The organism is Kordia periserrulae (genome assembly GCF_003054265.1).
GTDB lineage: Bacteria > Bacteroidota > Bacteroidia > Flavobacteriales > Flavobacteriaceae > Kordia > Kordia periserrulae.
This window is the reverse complement of record NZ_QBKT01000002.1, coordinates 541,993-564,646: the sequence shown is the minus strand read 5'-3', so window position 1 is coordinate 564,646 and position 22,654 is coordinate 541,993. Positions and strand designations below refer to the sequence as shown.

General features: G+C 37.1%; 17 protein-coding genes. 5 read left to right on the top strand and 12 right to left on the bottom strand.

Features of this window, described 5'->3' with window-relative positions; all coding sequences use genetic code 11:
* Nucleotides 1-14 precede the first annotated feature (14 nt).
* The 7 genes from tilS to C8N46_RS06535 all read right to left on the bottom strand — a co-directional run bounded on the left by tilS (nt 15) and on the right by C8N46_RS06535 (nt 10,831).
* Entirely contained in the window at nt 15-1,325 is a 1,311-nt protein-coding gene (tilS, locus tag C8N46_RS06565) for a tRNA lysidine(34) synthetase TilS (RefSeq protein WP_108114066.1), read from the bottom strand.
* Between the two features lie 121 nt (nt 1,326-1,446).
* Nucleotides 1,447-2,754: an aminodeoxychorismate synthase component I gene (gene pabB, locus C8N46_RS06560; protein WP_108114142.1), complete on the bottom strand. Its 1,308-nt coding sequence runs from the start codon at nt 2,752-2,754 to the stop codon at nt 1,447-1,449.
* Nucleotides 2,755-3,079: 325 nt separating this feature from the next.
* The gene (locus C8N46_RS06555; RefSeq protein WP_108114065.1) at nt 3,080-5,350 is read right to left on the bottom strand and encodes an aconitate hydratase; all 2,271 of its coding nucleotides are present in this window, start codon (nt 5,348-5,350) and stop codon (nt 3,080-3,082) included.
* A gap of 244 nt (nt 5,351-5,594) precedes the next feature.
* On the bottom strand, nt 5,595-6,548 hold the full coding sequence (locus C8N46_RS06550) for an AAA family ATPase (RefSeq protein ID WP_108114064.1): 954 nt from the start codon (nt 6,546-6,548) through the stop codon (nt 5,595-5,597).
* Between the two features lie 3 nt (nt 6,549-6,551).
* Complete coding sequence (locus C8N46_RS06545) at nt 6,552-7,985, bottom strand: peptidylprolyl isomerase (protein ID WP_245896747.1); 1,434 nt, start codon at nt 7,983-7,985, stop codon at nt 6,552-6,554.
* Nucleotide 7,986: 1 nt separating this feature from the next.
* Nucleotides 7,987-8,835 (bottom strand): peptidylprolyl isomerase, encoded by an 849-nt coding sequence (locus tag C8N46_RS06540; RefSeq protein ID WP_108114062.1) that lies wholly within the window; start codon nt 8,833-8,835, stop codon nt 7,987-7,989.
* A 7-nt stretch (nt 8,836-8,842) separates the two neighbouring features.
* On the bottom strand, nt 8,843-10,831 hold the full coding sequence (locus C8N46_RS06535; RefSeq protein WP_158269096.1) for a peptidylprolyl isomerase: 1,989 nt from the start codon (nt 10,829-10,831) through the stop codon (nt 8,843-8,845).
* Nucleotides 10,832-11,081: 250 nt separating this feature from the next.
* Between C8N46_RS06535 and C8N46_RS06530 the strand changes: the two genes are divergently transcribed.
* The 3 genes from C8N46_RS06530 (at nt 11,082) to C8N46_RS06520 (ending at nt 14,814) form a co-directional block, all read left to right on the top strand.
* On the top strand, nt 11,082-11,822 hold the full coding sequence (locus tag C8N46_RS06530; protein ID WP_108114060.1) for a T9SS type A sorting domain-containing protein: 741 nt from the start codon (nt 11,082-11,084) through the stop codon (nt 11,820-11,822).
* Nucleotides 11,823-11,987: 165 nt separating this feature from the next.
* Nucleotides 11,988-13,256: an amidohydrolase gene (locus tag C8N46_RS06525; protein ID WP_108114059.1), complete on the top strand. Its 1,269-nt coding sequence runs from the start codon at nt 11,988-11,990 to the stop codon at nt 13,254-13,256.
* Nucleotides 13,257-13,263: 7 nt separating this feature from the next.
* Entirely contained in the window at nt 13,264-14,814 is a 1,551-nt protein-coding gene (locus C8N46_RS06520; protein ID WP_108114058.1) for an FMN-binding glutamate synthase family protein, read from the top strand.
* A 132-nt stretch (nt 14,815-14,946) separates the two neighbouring features.
* Here the strand turns inward: C8N46_RS06520 and C8N46_RS20385 are convergent, their stop codons facing one another.
* Entirely contained in the window at nt 14,947-15,102 is a 156-nt protein-coding gene (locus C8N46_RS20385; protein ID WP_158269095.1) for a hypothetical protein, read from the bottom strand.
* Between the two features lie 190 nt (nt 15,103-15,292).
* Nucleotides 15,293-15,772: a hypothetical protein gene (locus C8N46_RS06515; protein ID WP_108114057.1), complete on the bottom strand. Its 480-nt coding sequence runs from the start codon at nt 15,770-15,772 to the stop codon at nt 15,293-15,295.
* A gap of 90 nt (nt 15,773-15,862) precedes the next feature.
* Here C8N46_RS06515 and C8N46_RS06510 point away from each other — a divergent pair, with 90 nt between their 5' ends.
* Nucleotides 15,863-16,387, top strand: coding sequence for a DUF7935 family protein (locus tag C8N46_RS06510; RefSeq protein WP_108114056.1), 525 nt, complete (start codon nt 15,863-15,865; stop codon nt 16,385-16,387).
* A gap of 365 nt (nt 16,388-16,752) precedes the next feature.
* Here the strand turns inward: C8N46_RS06510 and C8N46_RS06505 are convergent, their stop codons facing one another.
* Nucleotides 16,753-17,670, bottom strand: coding sequence for a T9SS type A sorting domain-containing protein (locus C8N46_RS06505; protein ID WP_108114055.1), 918 nt, complete (start codon nt 17,668-17,670; stop codon nt 16,753-16,755).
* A 91-nt stretch (nt 17,671-17,761) separates the two neighbouring features.
* On the bottom strand, nt 17,762-19,942 hold the full coding sequence (locus C8N46_RS06500) for a M1 family metallopeptidase (protein ID WP_108114054.1): 2,181 nt from the start codon (nt 19,940-19,942) through the stop codon (nt 17,762-17,764).
* A gap of 197 nt (nt 19,943-20,139) precedes the next feature.
* Here C8N46_RS06500 and C8N46_RS06495 point away from each other — a divergent pair, with 197 nt between their 5' ends.
* A complete protein-coding gene (locus C8N46_RS06495) occupies nt 20,140-20,988 on the top strand; it encodes a hypothetical protein (RefSeq protein ID WP_108114053.1) in 849 nt (282 codons plus the stop codon).
* A 17-nt stretch (nt 20,989-21,005) separates the two neighbouring features.
* Here the strand turns inward: C8N46_RS06495 and C8N46_RS06490 are convergent, their stop codons facing one another.
* A complete protein-coding gene (locus tag C8N46_RS06490; RefSeq protein ID WP_158269094.1) occupies nt 21,006-22,631 on the bottom strand; it encodes a PQQ-dependent sugar dehydrogenase in 1,626 nt (541 codons plus the stop codon).
* Nucleotides 22,632-22,654 lie beyond the last annotated feature (23 nt).

Below are 22,654 nucleotides of genomic sequence, written 5' to 3'. Positions count from 1 at the left end.
AAATTTGTTGAATTTCAATGCAATGTTAGCTTAATAATAGTGTTGGTTGGTTGGGTTAGTTTGTACCGATTGTCGGAGCGTTTTCCAATAATCCATACAATATTTTCGCCGCTGCACAGCAACCATTGATGCTCTTTGTCAATCAACGAGTACTTTTCATCTTTGAAGTATTTGCTTACTTTCTTTTTGCCTCGCATTCCCAACGGGTAAAAATAGTCTCCATTTTTCCATTTTCTTACGATTAGCGGAAATTTTAACAACTCTTTAGCAACATATAAAATGTTTTTTCCTGTGTCTGTAATGCGTGCTACTTCTTCAATGTGCAGCTGAATTGGTGTTTTTAGTTCTGTTGGTATTTCTTTTATGAGTATTTCTTGTTCTTTATCGTCTTTTGATTGCTTCTGAATGAGTAAATGTGTTCTATCTTTGATCAATCGGTAATGTGCTGAAAATAGCTGTTTTCCGCTTTGGGCAGACAACATATCAGATACATCTTCCCAATGGTGAAATCCAAACTCTTTTAACAACTCATATAGATACGCTTTCGGATTGGACAATTGTTCAATTGCCGCAATTTCAATTTGATAGTAATCTTTTGCAACCTTTTCTAGCAATCGTTCTTTTAATTGCTGAATACGGTCATGAATGATAGCGTTACTTCCGCGTAAATGTTGTTGCGTCATTTCAAAATTGTCCATAAACGTTGGATGCAATTCCTGTAATAACGGCACAATATCGTGTCTTATTTTATTGCGAAGGTATTTTGTGGAAGCATTGCTACTGTCTTCACGCCATTGCAATTGTTGTTCTTTCGCATACGCGTGAATGTCTTCTCGTGTAAACGATAACAACGGACGAACAATGTTTCCATTTCGTTCAGGAATGCCTGTCAAACCTTCAATTCCCGTGCCGCGTGACAGATTGATAATGAACGTTTCCAATGCATCATCTTTGTGATGTGCCGTTACAATATAATCGTATTGAAATGTTCTCGCCAACTCTTGAAACCACTCGTAACGCAACTTCCGAGCCGCCATTTGAATAGATAACTTCTCTTGTTTAGCAAACGCTTCCGTTTCAAACTTTTTCGAAAAGACCTTTACATTTAAGGTTTCGGCTAATTCCTTCACAAAAATTTCATCACCATCACTTTCCTTTCCGCGAAGTTGAAAATTACAATGTGCAAACGCCAGGGAATAGTTCAATTTATGCAACAATTTCGAAAGCACTACACTATCCAATCCGCCACTAATAGCGATTAGCAATTTTGCATTCTTTAAAAAAGAAAAATTGGCAGTAATATGTGTTTCTAATTTCTCTAGCAAACGAATAGATTAAACAGAGTAAAACCCTTATCATTGTTAACGTTTCCAAAGATAAGTAAATAGCAGCATTATCAAATAAAACGACTTAGAAATGTTGAAAAGAGATGTGTAAATTTGATACTTATTCCAACGCTTCACGCATGGCTTTTGCCTTTAACAAACACTCTTCGTATTCTTTTTCAGGAATGGATTTTGCCGTAATGGCGCCACCAACCGAATAGGAAACGTATTTTTGGGTACTGTTGTATAAAATAGTTCGGATAACTACGTTGAAATCAAAATCGTTGGTTGGTGTAAAATAACCAATCGCTCCCGAATAAATGCCGCGTTTGGTTTCTTCTAAGTTTTCTATGATTTGCATCGCTGAAATTTTTGGCGCGCCTGTCATGCTGCCCATGGGAAAGGTAGTTTGTAAAATTTCTATCGGATTTTGAGTTTCCGAAACTTCAGAAACTACTGTAGAAATCATTTGATGCACTTGGTCAAAGGTGTAGATTTTACACAATTCTTCAACGTTCACACTGCCTTTGACCGCTGTTTTGGACAAATCATTCCGCACCAAATCGACAATCATAATGTTTTCGGCACGTTCTTTTTCATCGGTACGTAAATCTTCTGCCATTTGTACATCCAATTCTGCATCATCACTACGCTTTGCCGTTCCTTTGATAGGTTGTGAAATAACTTTTGTCCCTTCTTTTTTAAGATATCGTTCTGGCGAAGCAGACAGAATGTATTTGTCTTCCAATCGCATGAAAGTTGCAAAAGGTGGCTTTGAAATGGCATTTAAGTGCGTATAGGTTGACAGCGGATCAATTTCAGCATTTTCCGCATAGAATTCCTGACAAAAATTGGCTTCATAAATATCGCCACGATGAATATGCGCCAAAAGAGTATTGACTTTTTCATGATATTCATCTTTGTGAATTCGGAGTTTTATTTTAGGACGATGTTCTTTGTTAGACGTGCTATGTGTAAAGATTTCTGAATCGATTTTTGTATTCATAATGGTGAACACATCTTCCTGTAATTCATCTTTCAAAAAAGATAAATAACTGACTTCTAATATATTTCCTTTTAAAAAAAACAATTTTTTCGGTTGCATGAAATACAATTCAGGAAACTGCAAACCGTCAAAATTTTCAGATTTTAAATCTTCGGTAGCATTCTTCAAATCGTATGACAAATAGCCAAAAATCCAATCGTTGGTCGTTTTTTGATATTCTGCCAATTTTTGAAATGCGTTTTGTGTATCTGTTTGCAAAACCGTCAGCGCATCAACGGCTAAAATAGCATCGTATTCACTGTAATTTGCTTGATAGTGATTAGAATCAAACCACACAACTTCATGGAATTGCTGACTCCATACCAACAGTTGTTGTTTGATTGTAGAGATATCTTCTAGGGAAAAGGATAACGTGACTCTCAAAGAATTCAAGTTTAAGCTACAAATTTCTTAATTAATGTCCGTACTGCCAAATGTTTTTGGGGTTCAGGTGTTGGGTGTTGGGTGTTGGGTGTTGGGTGTTGGGTGTTGGGTGTTGGGTGTTGGGTAAAAGTACTTTTTTATTTTACATTTTGAGTTTTACATTTTAAATTTCGTTATTCGTTATTCGTTATTCGCTAATTTTTCACTCTTAACTCTTCACTTATAACTTAGTAACTAGTTTCAATCTTTCAATCAAACAAAACAAAAAAGCTCCAAACAGATTGTTCAGAGCTTTTGAATATGTAAAAACATTTCACTTCTTCTATTAAGAAGCTGCGTTTTGTCTTTTAATCAAGTTTAACGCAGAACCTGCATTGTACCACTCAATTTGTGGTTGGTTGTACGTATGGTTTGCTTTGATAACGTCTTTGCTTCCGTCTGCATGTACCACTTCAATTGTCAATGGCGAATCTGGCGCAAATTTGTCTAAGTCTAAGAAGTTAAACGTATCGTCTTCTTGAATTAAATCGTAATCATTTTCATTTACAAACGTTAACGCTAACATACCTTGTTTTTTCAAGTTGGTTTCGTGAATACGTGCAAATGATTTTACCAATACCGCCGCTACACCTAAGTGTCTTGGTTGCATTGCTGCATGCTCACGTGAAGAACCTTCTCCGTAGTTATGGTCTCCCACAACAATCGTTTTAATGCCTGCAGCTTTGTACGCACGTTGTACATCTGGCACTCCGTTGTACTCGCCTGTTAATTGGTTTTTAACGAAATTCGTCTTTTTGTTGTATGCATTTACAGCTCCAATCAAGGTGTTGTTAGCAATATTATCTAAATGTCCGCGGAAACGTAACCATGGTCCCGCCATAGAAATGTGATCCGTTGTACATTTTCCAAATGCTTTGATTAAGAGTTTTGCTCCTTTGATTTCGTCACCAATTGGCTCAAACGGAGTTAATAATTGCAAACGCTCAGAATCTTCTGCTACATTAACTACGACACCACTTCCGTCTTCTACAGGCGCTAAATATCCATTGTCTTCTACATCAAAACCTTTTGGTGGCAATTCCCATCCTGTTGGCTCGTCAAGTTTTACTTCTTCACCATTTTCATTGATTAAGGTATCGGTAATTGGGTTGAAGTCCAAACGACCAGAGATTGCGATTGCTGCAGTAATTTCTGGAGAAGCTACAAAGGCGTGTGTATTTGGGTTTCCGTCAGCACGTTTTGCAAAGTTTCTGTTAAACGAGTGTACGATACTGTTTTTCGGAGCATTTTTTGGGTCACTGTAACGCGCCCATTGTCCGATACACGGTCCGCATGCATTGGTAAATATTTTAGCATCTAATTTTTCGAATACTTCTAAAATTCCGTCGCGCTCTGCTGTAAAACGAACTTGCTCAGAACCTGGATTGATTCCGAATTCCGCTTTTGTTTTTAACCCTTTGTCTAAGGCTTGCTGTGCAATGGATGCTGCTCGTGACAAATCTTCATAAGATGAGTTCGTACACGAACCAATTAATCCCCATTCTACTTCTAATGGCCAATCGTTTTCAATAGCTTTGTCTGTCATCGTTCCTACTGGCGTTGCTAAATCTGGCGTAAATGGTCCATTTAAGTGTGGTAATAATTCTGATAAGTTAATTTCAATTACTTGGTCAAAATATTGCTCAGGATTTGCATATACTTCTGCATCACCTGTTAAATAGTCTTTTACTTCATTTGCAGCATCAGCTACATCGGCTCTGTCTGTAGCGCGTAAGTAACGCTCCATAGATTCGTCGTATCCAAAAGTAGATGTGGTAGCACCAATTTCTGCTCCCATGTTACAGATAGTTCCTTTTCCTGTACACGACATTGCGGTTGCTCCAGGTCCGAAGTATTCTACAATTGCTCCTGTTCCTCCTTTTGCAGAAACGATTCCTGCTACTTTTAAGATAACGTCTTTTGGTGCGGTCCAACCCGAAAGTTTTCCAGTTAATTTCACACCGATTAATTTAGGAAATTTTAATTCCCAAGGCATTCCAGCCATTACGTCAACGGCATCTGCACCACCAACTCCAACAGCGACCATTCCTAATCCACCAGCGTTTACCGTGTGTGAATCCGTTCCAATCATCATTCCGCCAGGAAAGGCATAGTTTTCCAACACTACTTGGTGAATAATTCCTGCACCTGGTTTCCAGAATCCGATTCCGTATTTGTTTGATACTGACTCTAAGAAATTGAACACTTCACTACTGTTATTCATCGCAGATTGTAAATCGGCACTCGCGCCAACTTTTGCTTGAATCAAGTGGTCGCAGTGAACCGTTGTAGGCACTGCTACTTTGGTTTTTCCTGCTTGCATGAACTGTAATAATGCCATTTGTGCGGTTGCATCTTGACAAGCGATACGATCGGGAGCAAAATCTACATAATCTTTTCCTCTTACAAACGCTTTGCTTGGAGTTCCGTCCCACAAGTGAGCATATAATATTTTTTCTGAAAGTGTTAATGGTTTACCAGTAATTTCGCGCGCTTTGTCTACACGTTCCACTATTGTTTCGTAAACCTTTTTTATCATGTCAATATCAAAGGCCATATATTTGTTTTTTAGTGTTTTGAAAGTCCTGCGAAATTACGAAATAATCTGCATTTTTAAAAATCCACAGCATACCTTTATTTTGAGTGAATTATTTTTATCGATTTTTTATTTTTGTTGCATAAAATTTAAAATTGAATATAAAAAAAGCTTCAAATTATGAAATTGATAATTTGAAGCTGTGTTTTTTTAGATAGTCGTAAAATTGTAAAATTTTACGTGATTTTATTTGAACAGAAAAGTTTTAAAATAAACTCTCAATAATCTTTTCAATCGTAATTCCTTCCGCTTCTGCTTTATAGTTTCGAATGACTCTGTGCGATAGAATTCCAATGGCAACTGCTTGCACATCTTCAATGTCTGGAGAAAATTTTCCGTTAATCGCCGCGTGTGCTTTTGCTGCCAAGATTAAATTTTGCGAAGCCCTTGGCCCTGCGCCCCAATCTACGTATTGTTTTACGATATCAATAGCACTTGCTTCTTTTGGACGTGTTTTAGAAACCAAACGCACTGCGTATTCTATCACGTTGTCTGCTACAGGAATTTTACGAATAAGTTGCTGAATTTTAATGATTTCCTGCGCCGAAAATAGTGCTTTTACAGAGGCTTCTACGTCAGTAGTTGTAGTTTTGACTACTTGTACTTCTTCGTCAAACGTGGGATAGGTTAAACGAATGGCAAACATAAAACGGTCTAACTGCGCTTCAGGCAACGGATACGTTCCTTCTTGCTCAATTGGGTTTTGCGTTGCCAATACAAAGTACGGTAAATCGAGTTTGTAATGATGTCCCGCAACCGTTACAGCTCGTTCTTGCATGGCTTCTAATAAAGCGGCTTGCGTTTTTGGCGGTGTACGGTTGATTTCATCTGCCAAGATGATGTTTGCGAAAATGGGCCCTTTAATGAATTTGAACGTACGTTTTTCGTCCAAAATTTCACTTCCCAAAATATCGCTCGGCATTAAATCGGGCGTAAATTGAATACGCTTAAAGTTAAGTCCCAACGTTGTTGCAATCGTATTGACCATCAATGTTTTTGCCAATCCAGGAACACCAATCAATAACGCGTGACCTCCAGAAAATATGGAGAGAAGAATTTGATCGATTACTTTTTCCTGACCTACAATTATTTTGGCAATTTCATTTTTGAGTTCCTTGTGTTTTTGCACAAGATTTTCAATAGCAGCAACGTCTGACATATATTATTCTTTTTCTTCTTCTTTTAACCAATTGTTTGTAAATTCACAGTCGCGATTGTCGGAATTCACATTGATGTAGGTGTCTTTTATTTTTTGTGAAATCCACTTTTCTACTTCTTTTAACTGCTTTTCTTTAAGCGCTAAGTTTTTGATTTTGATGTAATCTTTGGAATAATCAGCAATATGCTCATCAAAACGATTGGTTACTTTGAGTATTTTAAATCTTCTTTGTCCTGTACGCGTTTCGTCAATTAATGGAATAGATATTTCTCCTTCTTTTAAGGGTTCAATTTGCGAGTATTGCTCTGGATCCATTTTTGTCAATTCGAAGTGTGTGTCAAACGTTGCAGGGTTGATGAGTTTCCCTCCATTGTTACGCGTTTCTTTATCATCTGAGAACGAACGTGCCGCTTCTTCAAACGTCAATTCGCCATCCATAATACGTGTACGCAAGGTATCTATTTCTTTACGTGCTTCTTCTAACTTTTCGTTGGTGATTTCTGGAATTAATAGAATGTGTCGCACATCGCGTTCCTGACCACGAACTTTGTCTACCATTACAATATGCCATCCAAAATCAGTTTCGAACGGATCGGAGATTTCTCCTTGTTGCAATGAAAACGCCACATCTTTAAATTCTTTTGCCAATGGTTGTCTTTTGTTGATTGGCATCAAACCTCCTTGTCGTCCCGAAGCTCTATCTTTCGAATATAGAATTGCTTTGGTTCCAAAACTAGAACCTGCTTCTACTTCTGCTTTGATTTGTTTCAGTTTTTCAATCACTTTTTCTACCGCTTCTTCAGATGGTTCTGGTTCTATAACGATTTGAGAAACCTCTAACTCTACTCCGATTCTCGGACGTTGGTCTACAGGAATTTTTTCAAAAAACTGACGTACTTCTTCTGGCGTAATTTCCACATCACGCACTACTTTTGATTGCATGCGTTGTGTCAAAATATTTATTTTAGTGATTTCCGTTAATCGCTTGCGAAGAGTTAATTCATCTTCCATGGCATAAAATTTCAACAACTTGTCCATTCCACCAATTTGCTCGCTGAAATATTCTATTTGTTGATTTACACGGTCGCTTACTTCCCCTGGCGAAACTTCAATACTATCTTGAATTGCTTGATGCGCGTAGAGTTTGTCTTCCATTAATTTTCCAAGCAATTTGCAGCGTGTAAATCCTTCCATATTCACACCTTGTTGCTTAAAATCTAACAATGTTTTGTCCACATCTGATTCTAAAATGACAAAATCGCCCACAACAGCGGCAACACCGTCAATTTTTACACGCTCTGTGTTTGTTTTTGTAGAGTCCTTTACTTGTGCTTTAGCTTCCGTCATGGTTTCTGAAACCATCGTTGCATCATCCTTTTCCTGTGCTTGCATTCCAAATGCTACAAGCAGCATCAGTACATATATACCTTGCTTCATGTTATTTATACGTTTCAAACTGTTTTTGCTTAATGGCATCTTTTGTGATGTCTTTTTCTAATTTTCTGATAAATTCAAGTTTGCGCTTGTTGAGAATGATTTGTCGTACTGTGGGGCGAACATACGCGAGTGGCGCACTATCATTCCTACCGATTTTATCAACAATTTGCACCAAATATACTCCTAATGAATCTTCTATTTGAGAAAATTGTGATTTTTTTAAGTATTTCTCTTTGTTTTCGTTTGTTATGACAGGAATTTTGTTGAAAACCTGTGTTTGTTTTACCCAAATGGAATCGTTGAGTGAGTAATTGTTGAATTGAATCGCTAACGAATCCAACACCGTTTTGTCTTCTGCTTCAAAACGTTTGAAGCGCTCAGTGATTTCCTTAATATTAGAGTTGTCCTTCGCAATATTGATGTAACGCAACTTGAGCAATTCCTCATTGAGTTTGAAGTTTTCTTTGTTGGTTTCGTAATATTTTGCTTCGTCAAACGCTGTAACAACGGTATCAATCGATTGTTTTACCAACGCTTCTTTGTAGGCTTCAATATATAAATCGTTGCGATATTCTTCTACCAACTCTTCAAAAGCATCTTGTTTTTCTTGCGGAAGGTTCAACTTGGCACGTTGAATGAATAATTCTTGCATTGCCCAACGATCAATATAATTATTGACAACTATGGCACTATCTTGCGAAGACATAGCATCAGAGAGTAACGACTCAATATCACTTTTGTACAAATAACTTTCACCTACTCTAGCCACAGGCTCGCCAACATTGGTCGATTGAAAGTATTCGCACGAAATGCATAGAAAAATAACTAGTATGACAATTAGTTTTTTCAAAAGGGAATTACTTAACGAGTTTTTTTAGTTTTTTATAGGTGCGCTTGTTAATGTCGATTTCGTATTTTTCTTTTAATCGTTTTATCCACTCTTTTTCGAGATATACTTGATAATCGCTAATGACTTTTCCTTTGATTTCTGACATTTCTTTGTAGCTCGCAGGCAATATTTCATTTACTTTGATAATGGTGAAATCGGTTGTTCCATCTTTGTAAATATCAGAAACACCTGTTGAGAACTTAAAATTTTCTGGAAGATTTCGATGTCCATCTTCAAATACGCCAGGCGAAAAAATCACGTTTACATTTCCTTCTTTGTTAATTGCTTCCTTAATCTCGTCCAACGATTTTCCAACTTTTAAAAGTTGCTGAACTTTTTGTGCTGCTGATTCTTTTGAACAGGAAGCAATCACGCCTTCTACGCGCTTATTCCATTTGTAATTTTCCTTGTTAGCGTTAAAGAAGGTTTCCAATCCGATGGTATCTATTTTGGCTTTTTCCCAGATTTCAGTTTCCATCAAATCAAATAATAGCAATCCATCGCGGTATTCTCCGTAAATCGCGGCAAATTCTTCGTTAATGTTTTCCAAATCACTTTCGTAAAAAGCAAGCAACTTTCCATTGACAAATTCTTTATAAGAACGATTAATAAACTCTTTCGCAGCTGGATTTTGCGTCATGACACGCGCACGATTTTTCAATAAATACGTCGCAAACTCGTCATACGTGATTTTGGTATCTTTAATTTGAAGTAATGTTTTGTTAAGAAAAGCCTCATCTGTAGGTTTTTGCCAATTTTTACTGAAAAAAGTATCATCTGCCAAAGCGTAAAAATCATTTTTTACTGCTTTATCATTTTCTTCAATGGTATATAGCTTTCTAATTTTCTTTAAAATTGAAGAATTAATCACGCTTGCACGCTTGTCGTTCTTTATTTTTCGCTCCAAATTCGGTTTTTCTTCCTCAAAACTTCTCATGGAATGCTTGGAAATCAATTTGACAATATGCCAACCGAATTCCGATTGAAATGGTTTGGAAATTTCGTTTGGTTCTTTCAAAGAAAAAGCAACTTCTTCAAAATCTTTGGAACTCAAACGGCCACGACCAAATCGTGGTAATTGTCCATTATTTACACCAGAACTTCTATCGTCCGAAAAACGTTTTGCCAATGTTCCAAAATCTGCTCCCGACTGGATTTGCGAATAAATATCTTGAATTTTTTGCGCAGGATCTTCTTTGTTTTCACCTTCTTTTTTATCCAACAATAAAATATGTGCTACGGTAATTTCTCCTGCATTGTCACGAATATCTTCCGTTTTAATGATGTGATAACCAAATTGTGTGCGAACAGGCATGGAAACCTCGCCAACTTTCGTATTATAAGCTGCCGATTCAAAAGGATAGACCATTCGGAATGCTGAGAAATAACCCAAATTCCCTAAGTTTCCTTTCATACTTTTATTCCCCATCGCAGAAGGATCGTCCGACTGTTCCACTGCCATTTGCGAAAAACTAACACCGTGTGTGACAATCGTATCACGAATTTTCATGATGGCATTGTACGCTTTCAGTGTATCTTCTGGCGAAGCATCTTGTGAAACTTTGATTAAAATATGACTTGCTTTTACTTCCTTTTGCAAACGTTCATACGCTTCTCTTACCAATTTTTCTGTGGCTTGTTCGTCTGTAAGATAATTTCTAGATAGTTGTTTGCGATATCCTGCGAGTTCTTTTTTATAGGAATCTTTCTCGTCTAACTTTAGCTGTTCAGCTTCTTTCAGTTTTAACTTATATTCAAGAAATAAATCGAAATACTCTTCAATTTCTTTTTGGTCTTTTTTATCAATAATGTCAAGATTCTTTTTGTAAACTCTTGAAAATTCGGAAACATACGTTGGTTCTCCTTCAATGGTAAATAATACCTTGTCTTTTTTCGATTGTCCAAAACTCACAAAGCTTACCAAAAGGAGTAAAAATAATGGAATGTTCTTTTTCATTGATACTTTAAATTTAGTTCTATCAGATGCAATTCGTTCACATACCGATGTGTCATGAACGCACATTTTATTAGAATGTTTTTAGCGAAAGACAAAAATAACAATTCATCAATATTTCACAACTAATTGCAAAGCTGATTCTACATACTTTTTAGTTTTTGGCGTAATTATTGTACTTTTTATAGAAATTTAAGAGCATACATCTTTGAAATATTTTAGATATCGCTTAATTTTACCTAAAATTGAATCTATGAAAAAAAATTACTTTATACTATTATGCCTGTTTTTAACTGCTGCCACTTATGCACAGGAAGTACTCAGTATTTCTGGATATAATGGAGCAGGCAGTACAATTACAGCAACCACTTCTACAATAAATGACGAAATTACAATTCGTTTTGAAGATAGTGACATTATCAACAATTTCTATACTGAAAATCAAACATTTATCCACACGTACTTAGGGTTAGAAACCAGTAGTGGAAGCTTTCAGGCTGTTCCTGGAACGTTTAATGATTTGTCGTGGCAACCTGTATTGAATTTGACCGATGGAGACGCTTCTACAGCTACAAACACGTACGAAATCACGTTTACGCCTGGACAATTGTTTCCTTCGTTAGAAAATGAAACTATTTTCGGAATCAACTTTTTATTTCAAAATCAATTTGGCGGCGGCGGAAATAACCAAACGGTAGATTTCTTTATCGATTTGGTTGATGCTACACTAAACAGTAGCACGTTAAGCGTGAATGACACTACAAAAACACAAATTCAAACAAGTTACAATGGTGGACGATTAGAAATTTCTGGAATCAATACTACATCCAATATTTCAATTTACAATCTCTTAGGCCGTCAAGTAGTTGATTTGAAAAATGTTGCGATTAACGGAACATTTAGTAAGTATTTAGATTTACCAAGAAACAACATTTACATCGTAAAAATTTCAGCTGCCAATTTTTCCAAAACGTTTAAAATTGTGGCGAAATAATCATTAATGTATCAGACTAGAAACAAGCAAAAAATACGCAAAAGCTTTCAGGAAACTGGAAGCTTTTTTAGTTTCCAATAATACATCGAAATTGAAATCGTGACTCAAAAATCAAAAATTTGAATATCTTTGAGAATACAATAATTTCCAACCATAACAATTACAATGAAAAAACTACTTTGCTGCTTTTCCTTAGTTTTCTTCGGATATGCCACCGCGCAACACGGACTCGAAAAAGATATTGACGCTATAGAATCAAAAGTCATCAAATGGCGACGCGATTTCCACAAAAACCCAGAATTATCCAACAGAGAATTTAAAACTGCCGAAAAGATTGCCGCACACTTACAATCGCTCGGAATGGAAGTAAAAACTGGCGTAGCGCATACAGGTGTCATAGGAATCTTAAAAGGGGATTTGCCCGGAAAAGTCGTGGCACTACGCGCCGATATTGATGCGCTTCCTGTTACCGAACGAACGGATGTTCCGTTTAAATCAACCGTACGAACTACATTTAACGGTGTTGAAACTGGCGTGATGCATGCGTGCGGACACGATACGCATACTGCGATTTTAATGGGTGTTGCGGAGATTTTTTCCAATCATAAAGATAAAATCAAAGGAACAATTGTTTTTATATTTCAACCTGCAGAAGAAGGCGCACCAAAAGGCGAAGAAGGCGGCGCCGAACTAATGGTAAAAGAAGGTGTGCTTAAAAACCCAGATGTGGATGCCATTTTCGGATTGCACATCAGCGCAGGATTTGATGTAGGTACGATTAGCTACAAACCTGGCGGAATTATGGCAGCCTCGCAGAGTTTTGAAATCAACGTAAAAGGAAAACAAAGTCACGGTTCGCGTCCGTGGACAAGTGTCGATCCAATTGTGGCAAGTGCTAAAATTATTGACGGATTGCAAACCATCATCAGTAGAGAATCCGAATTGACCAAAGAAGGAGCGGTGATTACCGTTGGAAAAATTACTAGTGGTGTGCGAAGCAATATCATTCCTGAAAAGGCACAACTCATTGGAACCATTCGTACGTTAGATTATGACATGCAAGCGTTTATCAATCAGCGCATGAAAGAAATGGTGCCTGCAATAGCGAAAGCCTATAGAGCAGAAGCTACTATTGAAATTGAAAAAGGATATCCTATTACCTATAATGACCCGAAATTGACAGCACAAATGCTTCCGTCCTTACAAAAAGTAGCTGGTGCGGAAAATGTTATTGAAATTAAAGCTATTACAGGCGCGGAAGATTTTTCATTCTTTCAAAAAGAAGTGCCAGGCTTGTATTTCTTTTTAGGTGGAAAACCTGTTGACCAAGAAGCGACTTCACATCATACGCCTGATTTTTATATTGATGAAAGCGGTATGAAACTCGGTGTACAAACTTTTGTACAACTTACGTTAGATTACCTCAACAACTAAAAACCTTATGGACGCAGTTTTAGACTTTTTAGGAAACATTTCGTGGTGGATGTGGATTTTGATTGTACTACTCATCATCGCTATAAGAGATATTTTACAACGAAAACACACCATTAGTCATAATTATCCTATTGTAGGACACATTCGGTATATGTTTGAAAGTATCGGTCCAGAAATTCGCCAATATTTTGTAGCAAACAATCGCGAAGAATTACCCTTTAACCGAATAGAACGCGGCTGGATTTATGCTTCTGCTAAAAAACAAAACAATTACGAAGGTTTCGGAACCGATAGAGACATTTACGCGCATCATCACATGTTTATCAACAACGCCATGATGCCGTACAAAGTCCCTGAAAATCATCCAAATGCTACAGATACGTCATTTTTACCATGTGCCAAAGTCATGGGCGAATTCAACAAAAGAAGACGTCCATATCGCCCTGCTTCCGTAATTAACGTATCTGCTATGAGTTTTGGTTCACTTTCCGCCAAAGCGATAGAATCGTTAAACAAAGGAGTTAAAATAGCACACGCCTATCACAATACGGGCGAAGGTGGTTTGTCGCCATATCACAGTCATGGTGGTGATGTGGTTTTTCATTTTGGAACAGGCTATTTTGGCGTTCGCGCAGAAGATGGAGGTTTTTCTATGGAAAAAATGATCAAATTGGTAGAAGACAATCCGTTTATCAGAGCGATTGAAGTCAAATTATCGCAAGGTGCCAAACCAGGAAAAGGCGGTGTGTTACCTGGAAAAAAAATTACACCAGAAATTGCTAAAATTCGCGGTGTGGAAGTTGGAAAAGATGTCTTATCGCCACCAAATCACAAAGCATTTTCAACCGTTCCAGAATTAGTCGATTTTGTAGAAGCCATTGCAGAAGCCACAGGATTGCCTGTCGGAATTAAAGCAGCGATTGGAAAACTAGACCAATGGGAAGAATTGGCAGACATCATGAAACAAACTGGAAAAGGTCCTGACTTTATTGCTGTTGATGGCGGTGAAGGCGGAACAGGCGCTGCACCACCAAGTTTTGCCGATCATGTGTCGTTGCCTTGGGTGTACGGTTTTGCCGATTTGTATAAATTATTTCAAGAAAAAGGCTTGACAGAACGCATCGTATTCATTGGAAGCGGAAAGTTAGGCTTTCCTGCCAAAGCGGCGATGGCTTTTGCCATGGGCGTCGATTGTATCAATGTGGCGCGCGAAGCCATGATGAGTATTGGTTGTATTCAGGCGCAAGTTTGTCATACCAACCGCTGTCCGGCTGGCGTGGCAACGCAAAGCAAATGGTTGCAAAATGGCATTGATCCTACGTTGAAATCGGAGCGTTTGGCACAGTATTTCAGAACGTTTCGAAAAGAATTTATCGAAATCACACATGCTTCGGGTTACGAACATCCGTGTCAATTTACGATGAAAGATGTGGTGATGAATGTAGACGACCACCATTTGTCAAAAGACTTGGACTTGGCATATAATTATCAAAAAACGCCGGTGCCTTTTCACGGAATGCAGTCGTTGAAAGATTGTGAATTTTTGGGTGGGAAATAGTTTTTTGGATGTTGGGTTTTGGGTTTTGGGTGTTAGGTGTTGGGTGTTGGGTTTTTGAATTGTGAATAAACTCTTTTTTTACAATAAAAAAACAAAAAACGAACCGAAGCTCGCTTTTTGTTTATAACCTTTCTATTTCTGAGAACCACAAACTTGAGGACATGATTTCGTTAAGTCGCCAATGGTAGTGAATGTTGTTGTCAACAATCCTCCTTTTACTTCATTTGAAGAAATGTTCGCAATCGCTTTTTTGTTCAGTGCTAATGATTTAAGATTTTTTGTTTTCATGATTAAAAATTTTGGTTAATAATCATAAAGATATCAAATTGGCGAAAACTATTTTTTTGGTGTTGGTGTTGGGTGTTAGGTTTTTGTTATTTTGAATGTTGAATGTTAAATTTTGAATTCTTTCATACGACAAAAAACAAACAACGAAAAACAAAAAACCAACCAACAACTGAAAACTGAGACAGAAAAACTACCGACTTCTCAACTCTTCAATTTCTAGATGAAAATCGTATTGTAAATCTTCATGCAAGGTACTGATGGCTTTTTTTGCCATGGTTAACTGTCGCTCGTACATATTGTGAATTTGCAAGTTTTGCTGATGACGTGGTTTTAATTCTTTGAGTTTACTGCAAAAGTGTAACAGCAATGCGGCTTCTGTTTCTTTCTTTTTGGAATAGCGAATGTATTTTTTGATGTTTCGGAGAATTTTACGCAGACTTTTCTTCACGTAATACACACTGGTGTGATTCAACCTTGAAAACTCAATATTCACTTCTTCATTCACTTTTTCAATATATGTATCTTCATCATGCGATTCAAACAATAAATACGTCAATAGCTCTTTATTTTCCTTTTTAAACTTGGCTAATTTCAAGCAAATCTCCATCAATTCTTGATGCGAATGTTCGTGTAGTTCTTTTTTAAGGACGGAAATAGTAACAGCTTTCATGTTTGTGAATGATTTCGGCGTAATTTACACAATAAATGTTTATTTGGCTAGTTAGTTAAAACGTATTATGTTTGCTAAAAATGCTAGTTTATGGAAGACAAAATTTTTGATTTGTTGCTATACACAATTCCTGCAATTATTACAGGTGGAATTGCGTATTTTTTCTTTAGAGATCACATGCAAAATGAAGATCGAAGAAGACGTTATTTATTACACAAAGATGCGCAAAAGGAAGCTTTGCCAATTCGCTTGCAAGCTTATGAGCGACTTTCCCTATTTTTAGAGCGCATGACGCCTTCTAAATTGTTAATTCGTGTATCGCCAAATTCTAGCAATAAAGAAGAATACGAACGTTTGTTGATTATGACCATCGAACAAGAGTTTGACCACAATTTATCGCAACAAATTTACATGAGCGACCAATGTTGGAACATCATCATTGCCGCTAAAAATACTACGATACAACTCATTCGAAAAGCTTCTTTATCTGACAAAGTGACTTCTGCCGATAAATTACGCGAAGTCGTACTCACCGAACTCATGGAAAATGAATCGCCAAGCAATACGGCTTTAGCGTTTATTAAGAAAGAAGTTAGAGATATTTTACAACCTTAACGTGAGTTCGACGTAAGAAATCACTATATAATTCATAATTCACTAAGAAATAACTAATTGTCAGTTCGAACTCATGGAAAATGAATCGCCAAGCAATACGGCTTTAGCGTTTATTAAAAAAGAAGTTAGAGATATTTTACAACCTTAACGTGAGTTCGACGTAAGAAATCACTATATAATTCATAATTCACTAAGAAATAACTAATTGTCAGTTCGAGCGCAGTCGAGAAAAGCTAAGAATTGATTATTTCAAAAGAATCTCATGAGCTATGCTCAGTATCTACGATAATGCTCGATTTGACATTGAGTATAATCTATTAGTAATCAGTTACATAATAAAATAGTTATATCGAACTCACGTAGCCTTAATTTTTTACAATTTTAAAAGTACTGCTGTTATTTGCGTTGTCAATAAGTTTTACAAAGTACAAACCGCTTTTCAACGGTGACATATCAACAGTTGTAAATTGATTTTTCTGTGTCAACATTAATTGTCCTTGTACGGAATACACTTCTATACTATTCAAATTCGTTGCGCTGCTAATATTCAAGGTGTTTTTTACAGGATTAGGATACAAATTCACATTAGACAGCGTGACTTCTGCCGTACTTAACAATTGAGATTCCACAGGCAAATTTGATACTGTTCCCGATTCTATGACGCTAGGATAATTGTCCAAATCAACTTTTAAAAGATTCGCATCACAATCGCACATTAAAAAATATGCACGAAGCAACGTATTTTGCGAAGAAGATGGAAATGCTTGCTCATAGTATGTAACATTGTGCGTGGTGAAAATGGCGTTCAACCCTGCATCATTCGTAGTTACAATTCCGTTATTCATCCCAGTATATACTCCAATAGTAACGTCTGCAACTCGCAAATAAAGTTGGTTGTATGAGTAACGCTCTATAAGTGGATATGCGTTTTTGATGACCGATGAATACGCGTTTAAATTTGCAGCCAATTGGTTGTGATCGCAATCATCACACACAACCAACGTCCAATGTGAAAAACCTGCTCCATAGACAAATGGACTTGGAATGGATTCAATTGTATCATACGCATACACATTATTTCCGTCTAAAATTGCGTTGAGTCCCGCATCGTTTGAATAATCTGTGGCACCGGGCGGCATGTCATAATAATAAGTCGGTGCGCCGACATAAGAGTTGATAATTGTAGTATCTACCAGTTCAATTTGAATGTATTTGTCATTTTGTCCGAATAAAGAAATTACAAAACACTGTAAAAAAACGGCACATAAAATTTTAATCTTCATAACAATTGGTTTTCAATAAATGTACTATTTTTTTTCGTGTAAGAAACCTCTTTAAAAAGAAAAGTCTAAAAATGCTATTGATGATACGCAGTTATTTTTCCATACGTTGTTGTAGAAAGTCTTTTTCTTTTTCAGAAAGCAATGCTGTTGCTCGTTGAATATTTTCTTTGTAACTCGGATTTTTGAGAATACTGTCTAATAAATCTCTGCAAAATTTCGCGAATCGCCAGTTGTGATGCATGGCTCCGTTGACCAAATCTGCCAAGTTTTGATCGGTAAAGGATTGCAATTCATTCAGATAGATAAACGCGTTTTGGCGCACTTCAAAATGATTATAAGCCTGTGTATAGTTTGATAATTCTTGAAAATAATACGGTGTGTTTTTTCCACTATACTCTTTGGTGACCATTGCCAACGTCAACCATAAAATTCGCAGACTTTTATCGTTAAAGCCTGTAACATCTTTGGTAGCGTCCAAATACGTTTTCCGTTCTGATGGAAAATTTGCCCACAAATTATACAAGGCAGCTTCTTTGGTAACATACGAAGCGTCATTGAGCAAGGTTTCGTAGTCTGATTTCAATTCGACTGGAATTTTTGTCAGTGTTTGTGCAATGGCTTGACGTACTTTGAGATTATCCGTATGAAATGCTTCCTTATAAGTATTGTTTCTTTCTGTAGAATTTTCTCTAGGCAAATTCTTAATAAGATTCACAACCAGTTCTTCTGTTATCGGTGCTTCAAGGTTTTCTCCTTTATTTTTTAAATTACGAGTAAACATTTGAATACTTTCACAAATCGCTTTATTTGTTCTTTTTTGTTGATGCAAGCGTCTAAACACATACACTTGAGAAGGAGCACCTTTGTATCCGCCTAAATAATTAAATATATTTTCTTTAGTTGGTGCTATTTTTTTCAAAGTGGAATCACTAGGATCATAAAACTCCTCAGGCAACTGTGGATTCACCAACCACGTTTTTACAAATTTCCTTAATCTTTTTCCGCTCTCTTCCTCTACAATATTGATAAAATCATCCGTTGTGGCATTGCTGAATTTATATGTATTCAAATAGCGTTGTACAGATTTTTTAAACGCCTTCTCTCCTACTTTGGTTCGTAATACATGCAATGCCCAAGCACCTTTTTGGTAAAACGTCAAACTACTCGCCTTCGGATTTAAAACGGCTTCTCCTTTTCCATCGTTTAACGCTTGTAATTGCATTGCCGATTTGTACAATTGCCAATAAAAATAATCGTCTCCAAAAATTTCTTTTTCAGCCAATAGTGCGTAATAGGTTGCAAAACCTTCCTGCAACCAATGATGTTCATCACTTTTTGCTGTCACTAAATTTCCAAACCATTGATGTGCCAATTCGTGTGCGTTGACGTTGACGTAGTTTTTATCTTTAAAACCGATACTATCTACCACAAAAGTATCAGAGAAAATAGTCGTTCCGGTGTTTTCCATTCCTGCATACAGAAAGTCTTTTACGGGAATTTGCTTGTAATTCTGCCACGGATATGCCACGCCAATTTCCGCTTCTAAAAAGTCAAAAATGCGTTTTGTATGTCGATACGTAGGTTCAAAATTGGCTTCGTCTTCAGGATAGTAATACAATTCAATTGGAATACCGCTTTTGGATGTAATAATTTTCTTTTGATACTTTCCAACCGCAATTGCCGCTAAATAACTGCTCATCGGCTGTTTCATGTCAAAATACCATTTGGTCAACGAATCGTTAGGCGATTCTTTTTTAAGCAATTTTCCATTCGCAATGACTTCATAATCCTTATCGAACGTAATGCTAAAGTCAAATTCTACCTTTTCATTTGTATCGTCAAAACTTGGCAACCAACTGCTCGTATATTTCCCCTGACCTTGCGTCCACACTTGCTTTCTGCCCTTTTCAGTATTCCAATCAATAAAATACATCGCTTTTTTCGGATGCGTAAACGCCGCCAAACCAACGGTATGCTTCTCACCTTTTTTGAATTTGTTTTTTAGAATGATTTTTTTATTGTGATACGAATTTTGACTCGTAAACGATTGCTGATACACTCTGTACGTATCCAGCGTTTGCATGTCAAAGTAAATGCTATCGACATCTTGCAACACTTCAAATTCGTACAACACATCAATGCCTACTTCCTGCAACGTTGGACGCAATACTACATCAACCGTCGCTTTTTTAAAATCGACATTATTTGTTTGTTGTGCAACAAGTGTCCAATTTGCCAGCAAAAAAAGTGCTAAAAAAAGAATTCTATTCATGAAAAGTTGTCTATGCTATTAAAACGGTTTCAAGGTATTATTTATTCAAAACATAAAAAATTCTTTTTTCGTATAATTTTTTAAGACACGATATGCGTCAAAAATAGTTGAGTATGCATTCATTTTCCTAGCACGCAAACTACCTAAGACCGCATTTATTATTGTATTTTTGCAATAATTATTCGTATTACGTTTACATGAAGCCGCTTAAAAAGTCTATTATCAAATTTTTAAAAAGTCGCGCGCGTTGGAATCAGAAGATTCAGTCGAACGCGATTAATGACGAAGATGTGGATTTGATTGTCAACACGTCTATTTTGGGCGAATTGTGCTACGAATTTCTTCATTTTACAAAACCGATTCATTTTCAGTTTTTAGACATTGGTAGTTTGCTGGAAACGGAATCGAATTTATTTTTTGAATATCTCTGTTTGGAGCGAAAATATCAAGCCGATTTTTACCAAGAAGCGCATGCCAGCATTGTAGAAGATTATCAAGACATTTCCAAAGATTTGTATAAAAGCAATCCGACGTTGGACACGTTTTCGTTGATTTTACTAATGTCGCTACTGCAGAAAAAAAATACGTTTCCAGCTCCGAAAGAAAACATAAAAATCACTGCGGAACTTATTGAAGACCAACCACGAGAAGCCATTGAATCGATTATCGATTATGTCTTTTTTTATACTCAATTCGGACTCAAAAGGAACAGCCAACTCAACAAAAAATCCATTGCCGCTTTGGAAGTCATTCTTCTAGAAGCCATCAACGACTTTGACTTTTTGTTCGTTTCACGATTGTTGCGCATGTTTGCGTACGTAGAAGCGCCAAAGTCAAAAGCGACTAAAAAAGCCGTGCGTTTTTTACGAAAATTTACCCCAAAAAGAAGAAATTTAATTTTGGAAGTCGTCACCGAAAAAGGGCGTCAAAAGCTAGACGAAGACACCGAAATGGTAAAACTCAACAAAAAAATCATCATCGCCGTATTGGAATGGAAAACGGATTTTCGTTTTTATCGGGATTTTGGAATTGCTCAAAAAGATTAATTTTCAAAAAATCATTGCTACTCCTTCTCCACCTTACTTACCACTTCTTCTGTATAAAAATTCTCCGTTTCGTTGCCCCATGTGGTTGATGTATAATTCATTACATCGGCAACTTGCTTGTCATTCAACCCGAGCGGCGACATAATACCTCTGTAGGTGACGCCATTTACTTTAATTTCTCCACGCAATCCGTATTTTACGGAACGAATGCTTTCTATTTCTTTCTCTGTTAACCAATCGGAACCTGCTAACGGCGGATAGACTTTTGCAACACCTTCTCCACTGCCCAAATGACATTGTGCGCAGTAATTGTTATACACCGCTTCTCCACGTTTGTAGCTTTCTTCAATATCTTTTTTAGAAACATCAGCGCGTTTTGCAAAGGTGATTTCTGTTTTGTTAGTTTCTATCGTTTCGGATGATTCTGTATTTGCTGTTTGTGTCGAAGTCGTCTTTTTAGCTTCTTTTTTAGCAGTATTCGGAATCATTTTTAAAACGCCTTTTCCATCAATTCCCACATAAATATAACCATCTGGACCTTGACGAACCGAACGCACACGACCGATGCCATCTAGCAATTTTTCTCGCTTGGCAACTTTTTCATCTCGCGTAAGCGTTAACAATTCCAAATATTGAAATTTTAACGAACCTACGACCAAATGTCCTTTTAAATCTGGATAGACATCGCTTGTTACAAACGCCATTCCGCTTGGCGCAATCGACGGAACCCAGTAATACAACGGTTGTTCCATACCTTCGCGAGCCGTTTCTTCCGTAATGGTTGTGCCGCTATAATTGATACCATAGGTAATGACTGGCCAACCGTAATTAAGTCCTTTGGTAATTGGATTGATTTCATCGCCACCGCGTGGACCGTGTTCGTGAACCCAAATTTGTCCTGTACGCGGATTGATTGCCATTCCTTGTGGATTTCGATGTCCGTACGAGAAAATCGCTTCTTTCGCATTTGGTTGTCCCACAAACGGATTGTCTTCCGGAATGCGTCCATCTTCGTGCAAACGATACACTTTTCCACCATCTTTGGTGATGTCTTGCGGATTGATATCGCGTTTTCCTCTATCACCAATGGTGAAATACACATAACCATCTTGAAAAACTATACGCGAACCAAAATGATGCGCCGTATTTACGTTGGGACTTCCTTCGTATAATGTTTCTATCGAAGTCAACGCGTTGTTTTCGAGTTTTGCTCGAATGAGTGCGGTGTGACTTCCTTTTTCATTTTTCTTCACGAGTGAATAGGTAATATAAATCCAGCCGTTTTGTTGGTAATTTGGATGCGCCGCCACATCTAGCAATCCACCTTGATTTTTGGCAAATACTTCTGGAACATTGTTGATGGCCGTTTTATTACCATTCAGTACATGATACAACGTTCCTTCGCGTTCGGTGACTAACATGCTTCCGTCTGGCAACCATGTCATTCCCCATGGAATATCAATGCCATCTACGACCACTTCGGTTTTGTAATCGTTTTGATCTTCAATAATTTCTTCCGTCGTTTTTATGGGCGTTAAAGCGTCAAACTTTGCGGGAGTTACTTTGGCAACTTCTTTTTGTTTTTCGCCACAAGACATGAAAAATAGACTGATGAACACAAGAAAACTGATAGATTGTTTCATAATATGATGGTATCGTTTTTAGT